Source organism: Streptomyces sp. NPDC088157 (assembly GCF_044741545.1).
GTDB lineage: Bacteria > Actinomycetota > Actinomycetes > Streptomycetales > Streptomycetaceae > Streptomyces.
The window spans coordinates 661,242-678,098 of record NZ_JBIUSU010000002.1 but is presented as its reverse complement, the minus strand read 5'-3'; the positions used below and the strand labels follow the sequence as shown (position 1 = coordinate 678,098).

The window sequence follows — 16,857 nt, the reverse complement described above, 5'->3', positions numbered from 1 at the left end:
GACCGCCGTGCGGGGCCGAGGCGTTTGCCGGAGGGCCCGCTGCCGTACAGAAAGTGAGCCAGAAGCCGTGTCCGCAGTCTCCGACCGTCTCCCCACCTTCCCCTGGGACAAGCTGGCGCCGTACAAGGCGACGGCCGCCGCCCACCCGGACGGCATCGTCGACCTGTCCGTCGGCACCCCGGTCGACCCGGTCCCCGAGCTGATCCAGAAGGCCCTGATCGACGCGGCCGACTCACCCGGCTACCCGACGGTCTGGGGCACGCCCGAACTGCGCGACGCGATCACCGGCTGGGTGGAGCGCCGGCTCGGCGCCCGTGGCGTGACCCACCGGCACGTACTGCCGATCGTCGGCTCCAAGGAACTGGTCGCGTGGCTCCCCACCCAGCTGGGCCTCGGCCCCGGCGACCGGGTCGCCCACCCGCGCCTGGCCTACCCGACCTACGAGGTCGGCGCCCGGCTGGCCCGCGCCGCGTACGAGGTCTACGACGACCCCACGGACCTGGACCCCGAGGGTCTGAAGCTGCTCTGGCTCAACTCGCCGTCCAACCCCACGGGCCGGGTGCTCTCCAAGGACGAGCTGACCCGGATCGTGGCCTGGGCCCGCGAGCACGGCGTCCTGCTCTTCTCCGACGAGTGCTACCTCGAGCTGGGCTGGGAGGCCGACCCGGTCTCGGTCCTGCACCCGGACGTCAACGGCGGCTCGTACGAAGGCATCGTCTCGGTGCACTCGTTGTCCAAGCGCTCGAACCTGGCGGGCTACCGGGCGGCCTTCCTGGCGGGCGACCCGGCCGTCCTGGCACCGCTGCTGGAGATCCGCAAGCACGGCGGCATGATGACGTCGGCGACCACGCAGGCGGCGGCCGTGGCGGCCCTCGGTGACGACGCCCACGTCCGTGAGCAGCGCGAACGCTACGCGGCCCGCCGTACCGCGCTGCGCGAGGCGCTGCTCTCCCACGGCTTCCGCATCGAACACAGCGAGGCCAGCCTGTACCTCTGGGCCACCCGGAACGAGTCCTGCTGGACCACCGTCGCCCACCTGGCGGACCGGGGCATCCTGGTGGCGCCGGGCGACTTCTACGGCGAGGCGGGCGAGAACTTCGTCCGCGTGGCCCTTACGGCGACGGACGAGCGGATCGCGGCGGCCGTCGCGAGGCTCGCGCGCTAGGACGGTCACCGGGCTGCGGGGTGCCCTGGGCGTCCCGGGCGGCCCGGGCGTGCGCCTGGCTCGAACACAGCGAGACGGGGCCCAGGGAAGACCCTGGACCCCGTCACCGGCTCGAGGGCCGTCCGCGTCAGCCGAGCGGCAGGCTCTTCACCGGCAGGGTCTCGGCGCCGGGCAGCCCGCCCTTGGCGAGCGAGTCGGTCGGCAGTCCGCCCTTCGTGGCGGTCGACGCGGTGTCCCCGAGGAGGGTCCCGGCGGAGCCCGCCGCCTCGCCGGCCGTCTTCTGCGCCGCCGGGGCCGCCTTCTTCACGGCCTTGCCGCCGGTCTTGCCCGCGGCCGGCACCGCCTGCTTGACGGCCTTGCCGCCGGTCTCACCCGCGAGTCCGGTGACGTTCTGCGTCGCGCCGTCGACGGTGTTGCCGACGCCCGCCGCGTCCAGGGCGGTCAGTCCGCCGAGGTTCGGAGCGGCCGGAAGGCCGGTGGCCGCGCCGGCGGAGCCGGCCGCACCGACCCCGGCGGCCGCTCCTGCTGCGACGAGCAGCGCGGCACGGGCGATCCGGCGGGTCAGGGGGAGGGTCATGATGCTCCTTCGACGGGAGAGAACAAGGACTGTCTGTGACTGCTGTGACTGTCTGTCTGTCCGGGCCCGGACGGAGTGACTACCGCTCGAAGCCCGCGAAGGTTGCGCACGGCCGACGTAAAGAGTTGGCAATGCGTCGCATTATCGGCTGCGGATAAAAACGGGCAAAAACCGCCCGATGTGAAAGTCCGTCAAACCCTCGCAGCCCTTTGTTCGCAAGGGTTTCGCCGGTCACGGGGGTGACGGCGCGAAAACCTGAGCACTCGGCCGCCGGAGCGACCCGTACATGACCCGACCGAGTGAGGACCCGTACTACTGCGCGGTGACGATCCGTACGCTGCCGGTGCCGCCGCCGGCCCCTGTGGACCCGGCGGCCTCCGTACTGGTGCCGGTCGCCCGCCACCGGCTGTCGGTGTTCCCGGCGACCCACTCCCGGCCCGCGTACGAGACCCGCTCGATGCGCAGCGCCGAGGCGTTGGCCACCGCCCAGTGCGCCAGCTGCCAGCCGCGCTCGCTCACGCTGCGCCCACCGGCGGTGGTGTCCTGGGTCACGGGCAGCGTCACGGTCCGCCCGCCGCTCCCGACGTCCGGTGCGTCGGTGTCCGTGCCGGTGCCGCCCGAGGGCGGGGAAGAAGGCGAAGCGTCCTCCGTTCGGACCTCCGCGCCCGCCTGCCGGAGCGCGTCCTGCCCGAAGTCGCGGACCAGCGCCGCCCGCACCGCGTCCGGGCCGGTGGCCGTCGTCATGACGGCCGAGCGGCCGTTGCAGGTCAGCGTGGCCGGCGACGTCCCGGTCAACGCGGCGGCCAGCACCGTGGCGTCCGGCTCGTGCTTGGCGTACGCCTCCGGGTAGCCGCTGCGCTGCACCCGCTGCGCGGCGACGGTGAGCGGGAGGTCGGTGTAGTCGCGGACCTTCGCGAGGTGCTCGTAGAAGATGTTCGCCGCGTACGCCGGGTCCGTGACCTGCTTCTCGGTGCCCCAGCCCTGCGAGGGCCGCTGCTGGAACAGACCGAGCGAATCCCGGTCGCCATGGGTGAGGTTGCGCAGCCCCGACTCCTGGAGGGCGGTCGCGAGCGCGATCGCCACGGCCCGCTCGGGCATCGCCCGGTCGGTGCCGACGGCGGCGATCGTGGCCGCGTTCACCGCCTGCTCCGGCGTGAACTCGTACGTCGCCCCGGTCCCGCCGCCGGAGATGACTCTGCACCCCGGATCCCCCGTGCCGCCGGTGACGTACTGCACCACGACATAACCGGCGACACCGGACAGGACCATGCAGGCCGCCCCGAACCGGAGGAGGCGGCCGCGGCGCTTGGGGGAGGGGGACGGCTCTGGCACGGGTACAAGGTACTGGAGAGTACTGAGGAGTAGGAGGCCCGTGCGCTGAGCGCGGAAAAGCTGGACGCTCAGTCGGCGCGTTAGGGTCGACGGCATGGCCGACACCCCGCTTGACCTCACTCTGGACGCCGCCGCACTCACCGCGCGGCTCGTCGACTTCCGTTCGGAGAGCGGCACCGAGAAGCCGCTCGCGGACGCGATCGAGACCGTCCTGCGCGAGCTGCCCCACCTGACGGTGGACCGTTACGGCAACAACGTGATCGCGCGCACGAACCTGGGCCGCGCGGAGCGTGTGGTCCTCGCCGGCCACATCGACACGGTTCCGATCGCCGGCAACGTCCCCTCGCGGCTCGACGAGGACGGGGTCCTGTGGGGCTGCGGCACCTGTGACATGAAGTCTGGGGTGGCGGTCCAGCTGCGCATCGCGGCGACGGTCCCGGCGCCCAACCGCGACCTGACCTTCGTCTTCTACGACAACGAGGAGGTCGCCGCCGACCTCAACGGCCTCAAGCACGTGGCCGAGCAGCGTCCGGAGTGGCTGGCGGGAGACTTCGCGGTGCTGCTCGAGCCCTCCGACGGCCAGGTGGAGGGCGGCTGCCAGGGCACCCTGCGGGTCCTGCTGAGGGCGAAGGGCGAGCGGTCCCACTCGGCGCGCAGCTGGATGGGGTCCAACGCCATCCACGCGGCGGCCCCGATCCTCGCCCGGCTGGCCTCCTACGAGCCGCGCTACCCCGTCATCGACGGCCTGGAGTACCGGGAGGGCCTCAACGCGGTCGGCATCACGGGCGGGGTGGCGGGCAACGTCATCCCTGACGAGTGCGTCGTCACCGTCAACTTCCGCTACGCGCCGGACCGGAGCGAGGAGGAGGCCGTCGCCCACGTCCGTGAGGTGTTCGCCGACTGCGGGGTGGCGGAGTTCGTGGTCGACGACCACAGTCCCGCCGCCCTCCCCGGTCTCTCCCACCCGGCCGCCGCGGCCTTCATCAAGGCGGTCGGCGGCACCCCGATGCCCAAGTACGGCTGGACGGACGTGAGTCGCTTCTCCTCGCTGGGCGTCCCCGCGGTCAACTACGGCCCCGGCAACCCGCACTTGGCGCACAAGCGGGACGAACGCGTGGAGACGGCCAAGGTCCTGGCGGGCGAGGAGCGGCTGAGGACCTGGCTCACCGCCTGAGGGGACGTCCGGACCGGTGGCTCCGCACGGCGGACACGCCGACGTCCCCCGTCCGTAACCCGCGTAGATCTACGCTGAGGTGGAACAACCTTCCCCAGCTCTCGGCTTCGCTCGAGCCGGGGAGACCCAATCTCGGAGGGAGCTCACCATGGCCACAGGGAACCCCGAGGGCAAGAAGCAGCCACCGGACGAACAGCGCCTGGGACCGGTTCTCCGCAGGCGGGATCAGGTGCAGACGAGCACGACGGACCAGCGGCTGCTGGACGAACGGGCACCCTCGGACTGGGTGCACACGGACCCCTGGCGGGTCCTGCGCATCCAGTCGGAGTTCATCGAGGGTTTCGGCACCCTCGCCGAACTCCCCCCGGCGATCAGCGTCTTCGGATCGGCCCGCACACCGGTGGGCTCCCCGGAGTACGAGGCGGGCGTACGGCTGGGCAGCGCGCTCGTCGACGCCGGGTGGGCCGTGATCACGGGCGGGGGCCCGGGCGCGATGGAGGCGGCCAACAAGGGGGCGTCCGACGCGGGCGGTGTCTCGGTGGGGCTGGGTATCGAGCTCCCCTTCGAGCAGGGCCTCAACCCGTACGTCGACATCGGTCTGAACTTCCGCTACTTCTTCGTGCGGAAGATGATGTTCGTGAAGTACGCGCAGGGCTTTGTGGTCCTGCCCGGCGGCCTCGGCACCCTGGACGAACTCTTCGAGGCCCTCACCCTCGTCCAGACCCAGAAGGTGACCCGCTTCCCGATCGTCCTCTTCGGCACGGAGTACTGGGGCGGGCTGATCGACTGGCTGAAGAACACCCTGATCGCCCAGGGCAAGGCCTCCGAGAAGGACCTCCTGCTCTTCCACGTCACGGACGACGTGGAAGAGGCGGTGGCCCTGGTGTCGAAGGAGGCGGGCCGCTAGGGGCGCCTCCTGACGCCGGGCGGGGCAGTCCAGCCCGTCCGGCGTTCGAGGACGAGGCCTCAGGGCCGACCGGTCGGCCAGGGGGGCAGAGCCCCCTGGTACGGCACAGCCCCCTGGTACGGCACCCGCGGCCTACGCGAGCCCCCGCCGCGCTACGGTCGGCGCCCGATGCCCCGCGATGGCGCCGACCATGTCCAGCACCTGCCGGGTCTCCGCCACCTCGTGCACCCGGTACACCTGCGCGCCCAGCCACGCCGACACGGCGGTGGTCGCCAGGGTCCCCACCACCCGTTCCTTCACCGGCCGGTCCAGTGTCTCCCCCACGAAGTCCTTGTTGGACAGGGACACCAGCACCGGCCATCCCGTCCCGACCATCTCCCCGAGCCGCCGGGTCGCCTCCAGACTGTGCCGGGTGTTCTTCCCGAAGTCGTGCCCGGGATCGATCATGATCGACTCCCTCGGCACCCCCAGTCCCGCCGCCCGCTCCGCCAGCCCCACGGTCACCCGCAGGATGTCGGCCATGACGTCGTCGTACGTCACCCGGTGCGGACGCGTCCGCGGCTCCGCACCTCCCGCGTGCGTGCACACCAGCCCGGCCCCGTACCGCGCGGCGACCTCCGCCAGCCGGGGATCCACGCCGCCCCAGGCGTCGTTGAGCACGTCGGCCCCGGCCTCGCAGACCGCCTCCCCGACGTCGGCCCGCCAGGTGTCCACGCTGATGATCACGTCCGGGAAGCGCCGCCGCACCTCGGCCACGAAGCCGACGGTCCGCCGGGCCTCCTCCTGCGCCGTGACCTCTTCACCCGGCCCGGCCTTGACGCCGCCGATGTCGATGATGGCCGCCCCCTCCGCCACCGCCTGCTCCACGCGCGCGAGGGCCGGCTCGTCGCGGAAGGTCGCCCCCTGGTCGTAGAAGGAGTCGGGAGTCCGGTTCACGATCGCCATGATCACCGGCTCGTGCGCGCCGAATTCACGCCTGCCCAGCCTGAGCATGCCCTGTGACCTCTCCTAGTACGTTCCGCACATCCACCGCCTGCGACCCTAACCGTCGGACCCGCATGGCACGATCGGACCCAAGCACATCCACTCCGAGCACACCGAGCGTGGGGACCCACCGATGGTTATGTTCTTGTTCCTGGTCATCGCGCTCGCCGTCGTGGTCGCCGCGGTGACACTCGCCGTGGTGGGCGGCGGTGAAGGCACCGGCCCGCTGCCGGAGGTCGCCCCCGAGCGGCTGCACGACCCGCTGCCCGCGGACCGCCCGGTCGACCGGTCCGACATCGACCACCTCCGCTTCCCGCTGGCCGTCCGCGGCTACCGGATGGCCGACGTGGACGACGCCCTCAACCGCGTCGCCGCCGAACTCGCCGAGCGCGACGCCCGCATCGCCGACCTGGAGTCCGCCCTGGCTGGCGCCCGGACCCCGGCCGGCGGGGGCCACGTCTCCATGGAGAAGCCGGCCCCGGAGGACCACCAGTGAGCGAGGGGACTGCCCTGGCCGGCGCGGACGGCGCGCTGCGGTGCCCCTGGGCCCTGTCCACGCCGGACTACGTGACGTACCACGACGAGGAGTGGGGCCGCCCCGTCCGCGGCGACGACGCGCTGTTCGAACGACTCAGCCTGGAGGCCTTCCAGTCCGGCCTGTCCTGGATCACGATCCTGCGCCGCCGCCCCGGTTTCCGCACCGCCTTCGCCGACTTCGAGATCGCCTCGGTCGCCGACTTCACGGACGAGGACCGCGAACGGCTCCTCGCCGACCCGGGCATCATCCGCAACCGCGCCAAGGTCGACGCCACCCTCGCCAACGCGCGCGTGCTGGCCGGCTGGGCGCCGGGCGACCTGGACGAGCTGATCTGGTCGCACGCCCCCGACCCTGCGGTCCGCCAGGTCCCCAAGACCCTGGCCGACGTCCCGGCCGTGACGGAGGAGTCGACGGCCCTGTCGAAGGCCCTGAAGAAGCGCGGCCTGCGCTTCGTGGGGCCGACGACGGCGTACGCGCTGATGCAGGCGTGCGGACTGGTGGACGATCACCTGGAAGCCTGCGTAAGCAGACTTGCCTGAGGACGCGGGGCCGGGCCCCCGGGCTCACCGGCCCAGGTACTTGGGCGTCCCCTTCTCGACGAACGCCCGCACCGCGATCGTGTGGTCCTGCGACGCCCCCGCCCGGGTCTGCAGCTCGTCCTCCTTCTCCAGCGTCTCGGAGAGCGAGTGCGAGAACCCGTACGCGACGGCCTCCTTGAGCGCCGCGTACGCCACCGTGGGCCCCTCGGCCAGCATCCGCGCCAGCTGCTCGGCCGCGGTGCGCAGCGAGTCCGCCGGGACGATCCGGTTGGCGATGCCCAGCTCGTAGGCCTCCTTGGCCGTGATGCTGCGCGGGAAGAGCAGCAGGTCGGCGGCCCGGCCGGGACCGATCACCCGGGGCAGCGTCCACGAGACGCCGGAGTCGGCGGTGAGCGCCACCCCCGCGAACGAGGTGTTGAAGGACGCCGTGTCGGCCACGAGGCGGTAGTCCGCGGCCAGCGCGAAACCGAAGCCCGCTCCGGCGGCGACCCCGTTCACGGCGGCGACCACGGGCTTCGGCGCCTCGGTCAACGCCCGCACGATCGGGTTGTAGTGCTCCGCGACCGTGCTCATGACCTGCTGCGAGCCTTCGGCCAACAGCCCGATGTGCTCCTTGAGGTCCTGTCCCACGCAGAACGCCCGCTCGCCGGCGGCGGTCAACAGCACGGCCCGTACGGCGTCGTCGGCGGCCGCGGACTGGACCGCGTCCCGCAGGGCGACCTTGGCCGCGACGTTCAGCGCGTTCATCGCCTCGGGGCGGTTCAGCGTGATCGTCGCGAGCCCGTCGCTCACCTCGTAGAGCACGGTGTCGGCCATGGCGTTTCCCCTCCGTGTCGCGGCTCCGACGTACTACTGGTCAGTACGTCCGGTGTACGAGGACAGCATGTCGGAGATCGCCGTCCGAGTACCGGACCCGACGTGTGACCTGCGTCAAAGAATTGGGGAGGGTTTCCGGTGCGCGGAAGTCCGTGCGGCGGTGCAGTATCGCAGTCACATCGCCGAATTGAGTGGTTTTGCTCGCGCGCGTTGCCCAAGCGATGCCGACTGATGTTGGTCATCGGGTCCTGAGATGCGGGATAATGGCCTGGAAGCAATGTGTTCGATGCCGGTGTCGCGTGTCCCACGCTGGATCGCGGCTGCCCTCCACGGGCCGTCGGCTTTGGCGATGAGCTGGTTTCAGGAAGGGGAACGAGCATGGCGGCCATGAAGCCGCGAACGGGTGATGGCCCGCTCGAGGTGACCAAGGAGGGGCGGGGCATCGTCATGCGCGTTCCGCTCGAAGGCGGCGGTCGACTCGTCGTCGAGCTGACCCCCGACGAGGCCGACGCGCTCGGCGACGCCCTCAAGAAGGTCGTCGGCTGACGCGCGAGCGACCCTACTCTTGCAACCGCTCCGGCATCCTCCTGGGTGCCGGAGCGGTTGTTTTGCGGGTACTCCCGGGGTTTGCCGCGGCCGCCTAGCCCGAAAGGCCCAAGGGCCACCCACGGGATGCCCGTACGACAGGTCCTCGACGCGACCTCGGACTCAGCGCTTGACCGCGCACAGCAGTCCGTCGCCCACCGGCAACAGCGACGGCACCAGTTCCTGGCTCTCGCGCACCGCCCGCAGCAGCTCCCGGATTCTTATGACCTCCGTGGGCTGCGGGCCGGAGTCGACCGTGCGCCCGTTGGCGAAGACGCCCTCGAAGACGACGAGGCCACCGTGACGCAACAGGCGCAACGATTCAGCGAGGTACTCCATGAGCTCCAGCCGGTCACCGTCGCAGAAGACCAGGTCGTAGCCGGCGTCCGCGAGGCGGGGCAGGACGTCCAGGGCGCGGCCGGGGATGAACCGGGCCCGGTTGCTGGCGAAGCCGCAGGCACGAAAGGCCTGCCGGGCGAACTGTTGGTGCTCCGGCTCGGGGTCGACGGTCGTCAGGACGCCGTCCGGGCGCATCCCGTGCAGCAGGTGGATCCCGGAGACACCGGTACCGGTACCGATCTCCGCGACCGCCTTCGCGTCCACGGTGGCGGCGAGCATCCGCAGGGCTGCGCCCGTGCTGGGCGACACCGAGCGCAGCCCTGCCTCACGTGCCCGGTCACGGGCCCAGTGCAGCGCTTCGTCCTCGGCGGCATAGGCGTCGGCGAACGCCCAGCTTGCCTGCCGGTTGCCGGTAATGACCCTCTCCTGTCCCCGTGGTTGCCTGGGCGTGACTGTATCCGTTGCCGCCGGGAACCCGCAGATGGGACCGCGCGTTTGAAGGGGTGGGAAAGACAACGGGGGGACACGGTTGGATCACGACGAGGGACCGCGTGCCGAGCAAGTGCTGACGCAGCCGCATGAGCCGTGTCAGCACAGATCAATTTCTCGTAAAACCGCTTATCCGGAGCTAACGGGCGAGGTGGCTATGGTAGGGGCTCCACTGGACATCACCACCAGAGCCGACAGGGGAGGTGCGGCCGCGCCTGTGGATCGGGGAGGAGTGCTGCGGCGCTTTCTCGGGTCGGCGGGCAGGCCGAAATCCGTGAACGACACCGCTGCTGACCACAGCCAGGCCGCCGGCATCGCCGCCGGCCCCGCCCAGACCGCGACCTTCTCCACCGACGCGGACGGGCAGGCGTGGACTCCGCCCACGTGGGAGGAGATCGTCAGCATGCACAGCGGCCGGGTCTACCGGCTCGCCTACCGTCTCACCGGCAACCAGCACGACGCCGAGGACCTCACCCAGGAGGTCTTCGTACGCGTCTTCCGCTCCCTGTCGACCTACACCCCGGGCACCTTCGAGGGCTGGCTGCACCGCATCACCACCAACCTCTTCCTGGACATGGTGCGCCGCAAGCAGCGCATCCGCTTCGACGCGCTCGGCGACGACGCGGCCGAGCGGCTGCCCAGCAAGGAGCCCACCCCGCAGCAGATCTTCAACGACGCCCACTTCGACGCGGACGTCCAGCAGGCCCTCGACACGCTCGCGCCGGAGTTCCGCGCGGCGGTCGTCCTCTGCGACATCGAAGGTCTGTCCTACGAGGAGATCGCCGCGACCCTGGGCGTCAAGCTGGGCACGGTCCGCTCGCGTATCCACCGCGGCCGTTCGCAGCTGCGCAAGGCCCTCGCGCACCGCTCACCCGAAGCCCGTGCCGAGCGCCGCTCCTTCGTACCCCGCGTTCCCGCTCTGGGAGGAGGAAGGGGCGCGACCGCGTGAGTGGATCCCGACACAACGCCGCCGAGAGGCTCCTCGCGGAGCAGCACCTCGGAGACCGGCTCTCCGCCCTGGTGGACGGCGAGCTCGGTCATGACACCCGCGAGCGCGTACTGGCGCACGTGGCGACCTGCCCCAAGTGCAAGTCGGAGGTCGACGCGCAGCGCCGGCTGAAGAACGTCTTCGCGGAGGTCGCCCCGCCCGCCCCCTCCGAGAGTTTCCTGGCCCGCCTCCAGGGGCTCCCCGGAGGAGGTGACCCGGACGGCGGTGGTACGCCGCTGGGCGGGGGAGGCTTCGCCGACGGAGTCTTCGGAGTGAGAGGAACGAGACGGGACGAGCCGTTCGAGTTCGGCTACGTACCCGCCCACGACCACGGCTCCGTCCTGTCACCCGCCTCGGACCGGGGCTTCCGCATCCACCCCGTCGGCCGTGGCGACCGTCATGACACGGAGCGGTCGCGCGGTATGCGGTTCGCGTTCGTCGCCGCCGGCGCCGTGTCGCTGGCCGCGATCGCGCTGGGCGGCATCACGACCGTCGCTCCGATCGACACCACCGCGGACAGCCGCGGGGGCTCGGGCTCCGGGAGCAACGTGACACCGGCCCGCACCCCGGGCACGGGCTCGGCGACGACACCGGAGAACCAGCGTCGCCGGTCCGCCGGCCCCCTGCTCTCCCAGGGCGGCCAGCTCGGCGACACCCCGCTCGCCCCGACCGAGGTGTCGGCACCGCTGCTCCCGGGCGTGCCCTCACCGGCCGGCGGTCCGGTCGAACAGGCCCTGCACCGCCTCGCCTCGCCCATGGTGGTCGGCGCCGCGGTGATGTCCCCGCTGATACGTCCGCTCGGCACGACCCCGCCGATCACCCTGACCGCCCTGACCACCGCCCCGGCGTCCACCGGGGCGGGTCTGCCCGCCGCACCCGTCCCCGCCACCACCACCTCGCCTTCCTCGCAGAGCACCCGCTGACGCGGGCCCTGCGCCGCTCCGCCGCGAACCTGGTTGAATCCTGGGAGGACCGCGCCCGGCCCGGCAGCCGGACGCGACGGCGGAGTTCGCCGGGGCCGGGGGCGGAGTGCCCGTCGCCGGTTCGGCGCTCCGGCCCGGGGTGAGGGGCTCGAGTGGGGGAGAGCATGGACGAGGGGAAGCCCGCGAGGGCGAAGTGGTGGAGCCGGCCTCGACCGCAGGCGTCCCCGGGGCCACAGAGTCCCGCGGACCCGGCGGTGGACGACACCCCGGCGGAGCCGGCCTCCGAAGAGACCACGAGCCGTGCGCCGTCGGCCGGGACCGAAGCCGAGGGCGACTTCGAACTGGCCCGGCCCTCACGTCCGGCGCCCAGCAACACCGCCAACGGCACCGAAGCCGACGCCGAAGCGGCGAGCACCCGCGCCCATGGCGCCGACAGTGCCCACGGCAACGACGGTGTTCACAGCGCTGGGAGCGACGACAGGGCCCGCCGTGCCCACGGCGACGAGGGTGCCGAGACCGCCCACGGCGACGACGACGCCCACATCTCCGAGAGCGCCGACAAGGCCCGCCGTGCCCACGGCGACGAGGGTGCCGAGACCGCCCACGGCGACGACGGCGCCCACATCTCCGGCAGTGCCGACAGTGGCGGCAGCGCCCACAGCGCCCACAGCGCCCACAGCGCCGACAGTTCCGGCAGCGCCCATGGTGCCCACGGCGACGAGGGTGCCGAGACCGCCCACGGCGACGACGACGCCCACATCTCCGGCAGCGCCGGCAGCGACGACGGCGACTACGAGCTGAGCCGACCCGCCGGGGAAGCAGCACCGCTCTCACCTCTGGTGCCCTCGGCGGCGCTGGTGCACCAGGTGGATCAGGCGGACGAGGCGGGTTCGGCGTCTGCGGCTCATGAGGATCCATCGGCCAGTCGGGCCGAGGCGGCCGGCCCCTTCGGCGAGGCGGCTTCCGCAGGGCCGACTTCGGTGGCTGACGAGCGGCCCAGGCCGCTGCACGACCCCGATCCCTACAGCACCCCGCCGTACGGCGAACCGGGCCCCTGGGCGCCCGCGCCACCCGTCCAGCACCCGGCGGCGACGCCCCCGGCCGTCCCGGCCGCACACGGCGCCGCGCCGACCAGGCCCGGGCCCGTCACGGCGCCGCCGACGGTGGAGTCCGCGGGTCCCGGTACGTCAGCAGCGTCTGCCACGTCCGCTCTCTCCGCCTCTGCCCCTGCCTCTGCCGTCGGGCAGGAGTCCGCGGCCGCTCCCGCCCCGGCGCTCCCCGTCGATCCCTGGCACCGCTACGACCCCTGGTCCGCCGCCTCTGTCGCCGGAGACACGGCCCCCCGGGGCCCGGGCCCCGGGGCGCCCGTCGGCGGCCCCCTCCAGTACCCCGGTGCGGGCGTGCTCACCCAGCACCCCGGCACGGCAACGCTCACGCAGGCTCAGCGGCGTCGGCAGGTGCGCAACAGGCTGGTCGGGGGAGCCCTGGCCGTCGCGCTCGTCTCCGGCGGGCTCGGCGGAGCCGTGGGCGCCTATCTGGAGCGCAACGGCGGGCTCGACCCCGTAGAGCTGCCGCAGGCCTCCGCCGAGCCCACCGGGCGGCCCGCGGACAGCGTGGCGGGGATCGCCTCGCGCGCGCTGCCCGGTGTCGTCACGCTGCATGTCAGCGGCAGCGAGGAGTCCGGCACCGGCACCGGCTTCGTGCTCGACTCGCTCGGCTACATCCTCACCAACAACCACGTCGTGGAGCCCGCCGGAGGCGACGGCGGGATAACCGTCGTCTTCAACGGGGGCCAGACCGCCCAGGCCGAGGTCGTCGGCCGGGACAGCGGCTACGACCTCGCCGTGGTGAGGGTGACCGGCGTGAAGGGGCTGAAGCCCCTCCACCTCGGCAACTCCGACAACGTGCGGGTGGGGGACCCGGTCGTCGCCATCGGCGCGCCCTTCGATCTCGAGGGCACCGTCACCTCCGGCATCATCAGCGCCAAGGAACGCCCGATCACCGCCGGCGGCGACAGCGGGGACGGGAGCGACGTGTCGTACGTCGATGCCCTGCAGACCGACGCGCCGATCAACCCGGGGAACTCCGGCGGGCCCCTCCTCGACACGCAGGGACGCGTCATCGGCATCAACTCCGCCATCCGTTCCGCCGACGACGGCGCCGACTCCGGCAGCGCCCGGGCCGGTTCGATCGGCCTGGGTTTCGCCATTCCGATCAACCAGGGCAAGCGCGTCGCCGAGGAGCTGATCAACACCGGCCGGGCGACCCATCCGGTCATCGGGGTCATGCTCGACATGGACTACGCGGGTGACGGCGCCCGGGTCGGTACCGCGGAGGGCGCCGCCGGGGCCCCGGTCACCGCGGGCGGGCCCGCCGCCCGGGCCGGCATCCGGGCGGGGGACGTCATCACGGAGGTCGACGGCCGGCCTGTCCACTCCGGCGAGGAGCTGATCGTCAAGACCCGCGCCCACCGCCCCGGCGACCGACTGGCGCTGACGATCGAGCGGGACGGACGGGAACGTACCCTCACCCTGGTGCTCGGCTCGTCCGGCGGCGGCTGACGCGGCGAGGCCGCGTCGCGTGTCGCGAACGGCGCGCTTCCGCCCCTCCCCGCCCGTTCCCGACGATTGACAGAAACGTCACAGGTCGGACCCCGAAACCCGGTGCCACAAGGCAAACAACGCGGAAAACCGGCCGCATACACCTACTCGGACGCCTCCGGACGGTACCGGTCGGACAGGTGCGACAGGTACCGTGGACCCGGCCCGGACCACGGAAGACCCGAACTTGACCACTGAGGGCCGAGGGCCGAGGGCCGCGGACATCGCAAGGAGCTTCAGGTGTTCAATGACATAGGACCGCTCGAGCTGGTGACGATCGTCGTCCTGGCCGTGCTCGTCTTCGGTCCTGACAAGCTCCCGAAGGTCATCCAGGACGTGATGCGCACCGTCCGGAAGATCCGTGAGTTCTCGGAGAGCGCCAAGGCGGACATCCGCAGCGAACTGGGGCCGGAGTTCAAGGACTTCGAGTTCGAGGACCTCAACCCCAAGACATTCATCCGCAAGCAGCTGGACAACGACGAGCTGGGGCTGAAGGAGATCCGCAACGGCTTCGACCTGAAGAAGGAGATGGCCGAGGTCACCGACGCGGTGCACAGCCGCGACACGGACACCTCCGCCTCGGGCTCCTCCTCGTCGGGCTCGGCAGCGTCTTCGGGGGACGGTCGTATCGACATGACCAAGAAGCCCGAGGAGCCCGGCAAGGACGACCGCCCGCCCTTCGACGCGGACGCCACCTGAGCCACCCGCGCCCCCCGGTGTGAGGGGACGCACGCCGCCCGCGCCGGGCGGCTGCCCGGCAGCCCGGAGCGGGGTGGCTATGCTGCCTGGTTGTTGTGCGGAGCGGACGAGTACGCCCGAAGGGGGGCGGGCCGGTCGTTCCGTCGAGAACGAGGAGGCGTCCGGGCACATGGAGACGACGAGTCGGGCAGTCGCGCAGACGCCGGCCGCGGAGGGCGGACAACAGGTCCCCTCCGTGCGGCGTACGGTCGACGGCTACGTGGAGGCACCCTTCCCCTGGTACGGCCTCGACGAGGCCTTCACGGGGCCGCGCTGGCTGATGCAGGTGGGCACGGCGGCCGACGGGGCCGTCGAGCACGGTTCCATCGGACACGGCGACGAACCCTCCGTACGGCACGAGACGGCCGGTGAGGACCGCGGGAAGTTCGCGGTCGTCGTGACCGTCGCCGGGAACCCCGTACGGCGCAGCCCGGACGGCACGGGCCTGCTGGAGGCCACCTCGGTGTCCTCGGCCGCCTGGCTCGCGGGAGTGGGGCTGCTGTCGTTCACCTGGCCGGGCCAGATGGACCACAGCCTGCGCGACGACTGGCTGGACCAGCAGACCGAGACGGCGTGGGTCCTCGCCGACGACCTCGCGGGGTCGGACTGGTCGACGCTGTCCCTGCCGGTCGACGGCGTGCCGACCCCCTTCCACTACCGCGAGTCCGAGTTCGGCTGGGTACTGGCCGGCTCGACCTCGCAAGGGGTGCACGTGGGGGCGTACGGGAGGGGCATGAGTGCGTACGGCCTCGGGTTCAGCGTGATCAAGGACATCGAGACGTACGCCTGAGCCGTACCCGATCCGTACGACAGCGGGGGGGGGGGGGGGGGGGGGGGGCGGGCCCCCCGGGGGGGGGGGGGGGGGGGGGGGGGGGGCCCCCGCGCGCCCCCCCCCCCCCCCCCCCCCCCCCGCCCCCCCCGCGCGGGGGGCGGCCCGCGGCGCCCGCCCCCCCCCCCCGCTGTCGTACCGGGGAAAGAAGGAAATCCGGGACCCGCGACCGGGCTAGAACTTGTTGCGCGGGGTGATCCCCAGCGACAGCCCCGACAGGCCGCGCTGCCTGCCGCCCAGCTTGCCCGCGATGGCCCGCAGCGCGGAACCCGCCGGGGACTCGGGGTCGGTCAGGACGACCGGCTTGCCCTCGTCGCCGCCCTCGCGCAGCCGGACGTCGATCGGGATGGAGCCGAGCACCGGGACGGTCGCGCCCGTCGTGCGGGTCAGTCCCTCGGCCACCGACTGTCCGCCGCCCGTGCCGAACACGTCGACCATCTCCCCGCAGTGCGGACAGGGCAGGCCGGACATGTTCTCCACCACGCCGACGATCTTCTGGTGGGTCTGGACGGCGATGGACCCCGCCCGCTCGGCGACCTCGGCGGCCGCCTGCTGAGGGGTCGTCACGACCAGGATCTCGGCGTTCGGGACCAGCTGGGCCACGGAGATGGCGATGTCGCCGGTGCCCGGCGGGAGGTCGAGCAGCAGCACGTCCAGGTCGCCCCAGTACACGTCCGCCAGGAACTGCTGGAGCGCGCGGTGGAGCATCGGGCCGCGCCAGACGACCGGGGCGTTGCCCGGGGTGAACATGCCGATGGAGATGACCTTCACGCCGTGCGCGGACGGCGGCATGATCATGTTCTCGACCTGGGTCGGACGACCGTCCGCGCCCAGCATGCGCGGCACGCTGTGGCCGTAGATGTCGGCGTCGACCACGCCCACCTTCAGGCCGTCGGCCGCCATCGCCGCCGCCAGGTTCACCGTCACCGACGACTTGCCGACGCCGCCCTTGCCGGACGCCACCGCGTACACCCGGGTGAGCGAGCCCGGCTTGGCGAACGGGACCTCGCGCTCGGTCTGGCCGCCGCGCAGGGCGTTCGCCAGCTCCTTGCGCTGCTCGTCGCTCATGACGTCGAGAGTGACGTCGACCCGGGTGACGCCGTCGACCCCGGAGACCGCGTCGGTCACCCGCTGGGTGATCGTCTCGCGCATCGGGCAGCCGGAGACCGTCAGGTACACGGTGACCGCGACCGCCCCGTCGCCACCGATCTCGACCGACTTCACCATCCCGAGCTCGGTGATGGGTCGGTTGATCTCGGGGTCGTTCACCGTCGCCAGTGCCTCGCGCACCGCGTCTTCGCTAGCCATAAGGACGATGGTACGGCGAGCCGCGG

17 protein-coding genes are annotated in these 16,857 nt (G+C 72.3%); 11 read left to right on the top strand and 6 right to left on the bottom strand.

The annotated features are described in order from the left end of the window. The first annotated feature begins 67 nt into the window (after positions 1–67). On the top strand, positions 68–1,165 hold the full coding sequence (locus tag ACIPFH_RS09330; protein ID WP_356248791.1) for a bifunctional succinyldiaminopimelate transaminase/glutamate-prephenate aminotransferase: 1,098 nt from the start codon (positions 68–70) through the stop codon (positions 1,163–1,165). A 127-nt stretch (positions 1,166–1,292) separates the two neighbouring features. On the opposite strand, the gene ACIPFH_RS09325 is transcribed toward ACIPFH_RS09330, so the two are convergent. Next, positions 1,293–1,742, bottom strand: coding sequence for an ATP-binding protein (locus ACIPFH_RS09325; protein ID WP_401824571.1), 450 nt, complete (start codon positions 1,740–1,742; stop codon positions 1,293–1,295). A gap of 312 nt (positions 1,743–2,054) precedes the next feature. Then, positions 2,055–3,074 (bottom strand): heavy metal transporter, encoded by a 1,020-nt coding sequence (locus tag ACIPFH_RS09320; protein ID WP_401824569.1) that lies wholly within the window; start codon positions 3,072–3,074, stop codon positions 2,055–2,057. A 94-nt stretch (positions 3,075–3,168) separates the two neighbouring features. On the opposite strand from ACIPFH_RS09320, the gene dapE reads away from it, so the two are divergent. Together dapE and ACIPFH_RS09310 are read left to right on the top strand one after the other, a co-directional pair. Then, complete coding sequence (gene dapE / locus ACIPFH_RS09315) at positions 3,169–4,248, top strand: succinyl-diaminopimelate desuccinylase (protein WP_401824567.1); 1,080 nt, start codon at positions 3,169–3,171, stop codon at positions 4,246–4,248. 148 nt (positions 4,249–4,396) lie between these two features. Next, a complete protein-coding gene (locus tag ACIPFH_RS09310; protein ID WP_356248799.1) occupies positions 4,397–5,155 on the top strand; it encodes a TIGR00730 family Rossman fold protein in 759 nt (252 codons plus the stop codon). Positions 5,156–5,287: 132 nt separating this feature from the next. Here ACIPFH_RS09310 and folP read toward each other — a convergent pair whose 3' ends face one another. After that, a complete protein-coding gene (gene folP, locus ACIPFH_RS09305; protein ID WP_356248801.1) occupies positions 5,288–6,148 on the bottom strand; it encodes a dihydropteroate synthase in 861 nt (286 codons plus the stop codon). 130 nt (positions 6,149–6,278) lie between these two features. On the opposite strand from folP, the gene ACIPFH_RS09300 reads away from it, so the two are divergent. Further along, on the top strand, positions 6,279–6,635 hold the full coding sequence (locus tag ACIPFH_RS09300) for a DivIVA domain-containing protein (protein WP_401825121.1): 357 nt from the start codon (positions 6,279–6,281) through the stop codon (positions 6,633–6,635). Next, positions 6,632–7,216 (top strand): DNA-3-methyladenine glycosylase I, encoded by a 585-nt coding sequence (locus ACIPFH_RS09295; protein WP_401824564.1) that lies wholly within the window; start codon positions 6,632–6,634, stop codon positions 7,214–7,216. The genes ACIPFH_RS09300 and ACIPFH_RS09295 overlap by 4 nt, the downstream gene beginning before the upstream one ends. Before the next feature lie 24 nt (positions 7,217–7,240). Here ACIPFH_RS09295 and ACIPFH_RS09290 read toward each other — a convergent pair whose 3' ends face one another. Continuing rightward, on the bottom strand, positions 7,241–8,032 hold the full coding sequence (locus ACIPFH_RS09290; RefSeq protein WP_401824563.1) for an enoyl-CoA hydratase/isomerase family protein: 792 nt from the start codon (positions 8,030–8,032) through the stop codon (positions 7,241–7,243). A 378-nt stretch (positions 8,033–8,410) separates the two neighbouring features. Between ACIPFH_RS09290 and ACIPFH_RS09285 the strand changes: the two genes are divergently transcribed. Then, the gene (locus ACIPFH_RS09285; RefSeq protein ID WP_003966491.1) at positions 8,411–8,578 is read left to right on the top strand and encodes a DUF3117 domain-containing protein; all 168 of its coding nucleotides are present in this window, start codon (positions 8,411–8,413) and stop codon (positions 8,576–8,578) included. Positions 8,579–8,740: 162 nt separating this feature from the next. On the opposite strand, the gene ACIPFH_RS09280 is transcribed toward ACIPFH_RS09285, so the two are convergent. Next, positions 8,741–9,439 (bottom strand): O-methyltransferase, encoded by a 699-nt coding sequence (locus ACIPFH_RS09280; RefSeq protein WP_356248851.1) that lies wholly within the window; start codon positions 9,437–9,439, stop codon positions 8,741–8,743. Positions 9,440–9,677: 238 nt separating this feature from the next. On the opposite strand from ACIPFH_RS09280, the gene sigE reads away from it, so the two are divergent. The 5 genes from sigE (at position 9,678) to ACIPFH_RS09255 (ending at position 15,484) form a co-directional block, all read left to right on the top strand. Further along, positions 9,678–10,394: an RNA polymerase sigma factor SigE gene (gene sigE / locus ACIPFH_RS09275; protein WP_359128255.1), complete on the top strand. Its 717-nt coding sequence runs from the start codon at positions 9,678–9,680 to the stop codon at positions 10,392–10,394. Then, a complete protein-coding gene (locus tag ACIPFH_RS09270; RefSeq protein ID WP_401824561.1) occupies positions 10,391–11,356 on the top strand; it encodes an anti-sigma factor family protein in 966 nt (321 codons plus the stop codon). The genes sigE and ACIPFH_RS09270 overlap by 4 nt, the downstream gene beginning before the upstream one ends. Positions 11,357–12,114: 758 nt before the next feature. Then, positions 12,115–13,917 carry a trypsin-like peptidase domain-containing protein gene (locus tag ACIPFH_RS09265; RefSeq protein ID WP_401825119.1) on the top strand — a complete coding sequence of 601 codons (1,803 nt, stop codon included), beginning with the start codon at positions 12,115–12,117 and terminating at the stop codon, positions 13,915–13,917. 279 nt (positions 13,918–14,196) lie between these two features. After that, positions 14,197–14,655, top strand: coding sequence for a sec-independent translocase (locus ACIPFH_RS09260; protein ID WP_401824559.1), 459 nt, complete (start codon positions 14,197–14,199; stop codon positions 14,653–14,655). A gap of 169 nt (positions 14,656–14,824) precedes the next feature. Continuing rightward, positions 14,825–15,484: a hypothetical protein gene (locus tag ACIPFH_RS09255; protein WP_401824557.1), complete on the top strand. Its 660-nt coding sequence runs from the start codon at positions 14,825–14,827 to the stop codon at positions 15,482–15,484. Positions 15,485–15,697: 213 nt separating this feature from the next. Here the strand turns inward: ACIPFH_RS09255 and ACIPFH_RS09250 are convergent, their stop codons facing one another. Further along, a complete protein-coding gene (locus ACIPFH_RS09250; RefSeq protein WP_356248815.1) occupies positions 15,698–16,831 on the bottom strand; it encodes an Mrp/NBP35 family ATP-binding protein in 1,134 nt (377 codons plus the stop codon). Between the last annotated feature and the right edge of the window lie 26 nt (positions 16,832–16,857).

What these genes read in the sequence shown, in the direction of transcription:
- ACIPFH_RS09325 (WP_401824571.1), bottom strand. Translation starts at nt 1,742, where the DNA reads ATGACCCTCCCCCTGACCCGCCGGATCGCCCGTGCCGCGCTGCTCGTC.
- dapE (WP_401824567.1), top strand. Translation starts at nt 3,169, where the DNA reads ATGGCCGACACCCCGCTTGACCTCACTCTGGACGCCGCCGCACTCACC.
- ACIPFH_RS09310 (WP_356248799.1), top strand. Translation starts at nt 4,397, where the DNA reads ATGGCCACAGGGAACCCCGAGGGCAAGAAGCAGCCACCGGACGAACAG.
- folP (WP_356248801.1), bottom strand. Translation starts at nt 6,148, where the DNA reads ATGCTCAGGCTGGGCAGGCGTGAATTCGGCGCGCACGAGCCGGTGATC.
- ACIPFH_RS09300 (WP_401825121.1), top strand. Translation starts at nt 6,279, where the DNA reads ATGTTCTTGTTCCTGGTCATCGCGCTCGCCGTCGTGGTCGCCGCGGTG.
- ACIPFH_RS09290 (WP_401824563.1), bottom strand. Translation starts at nt 8,032, where the DNA reads ATGGCCGACACCGTGCTCTACGAGGTGAGCGACGGGCTCGCGACGATC.
- ACIPFH_RS09285 (WP_003966491.1), top strand. Translation starts at nt 8,411, where the DNA reads ATGGCGGCCATGAAGCCGCGAACGGGTGATGGCCCGCTCGAGGTGACC.
- ACIPFH_RS09255 (WP_401824557.1), top strand. Translation starts at nt 14,825, where the DNA reads ATGGAGACGACGAGTCGGGCAGTCGCGCAGACGCCGGCCGCGGAGGGC.
- ACIPFH_RS09250 (WP_356248815.1), bottom strand. Translation starts at nt 16,831, where the DNA reads ATGGCTAGCGAAGACGCGGTGCGCGAGGCACTGGCGACGGTGAACGAC.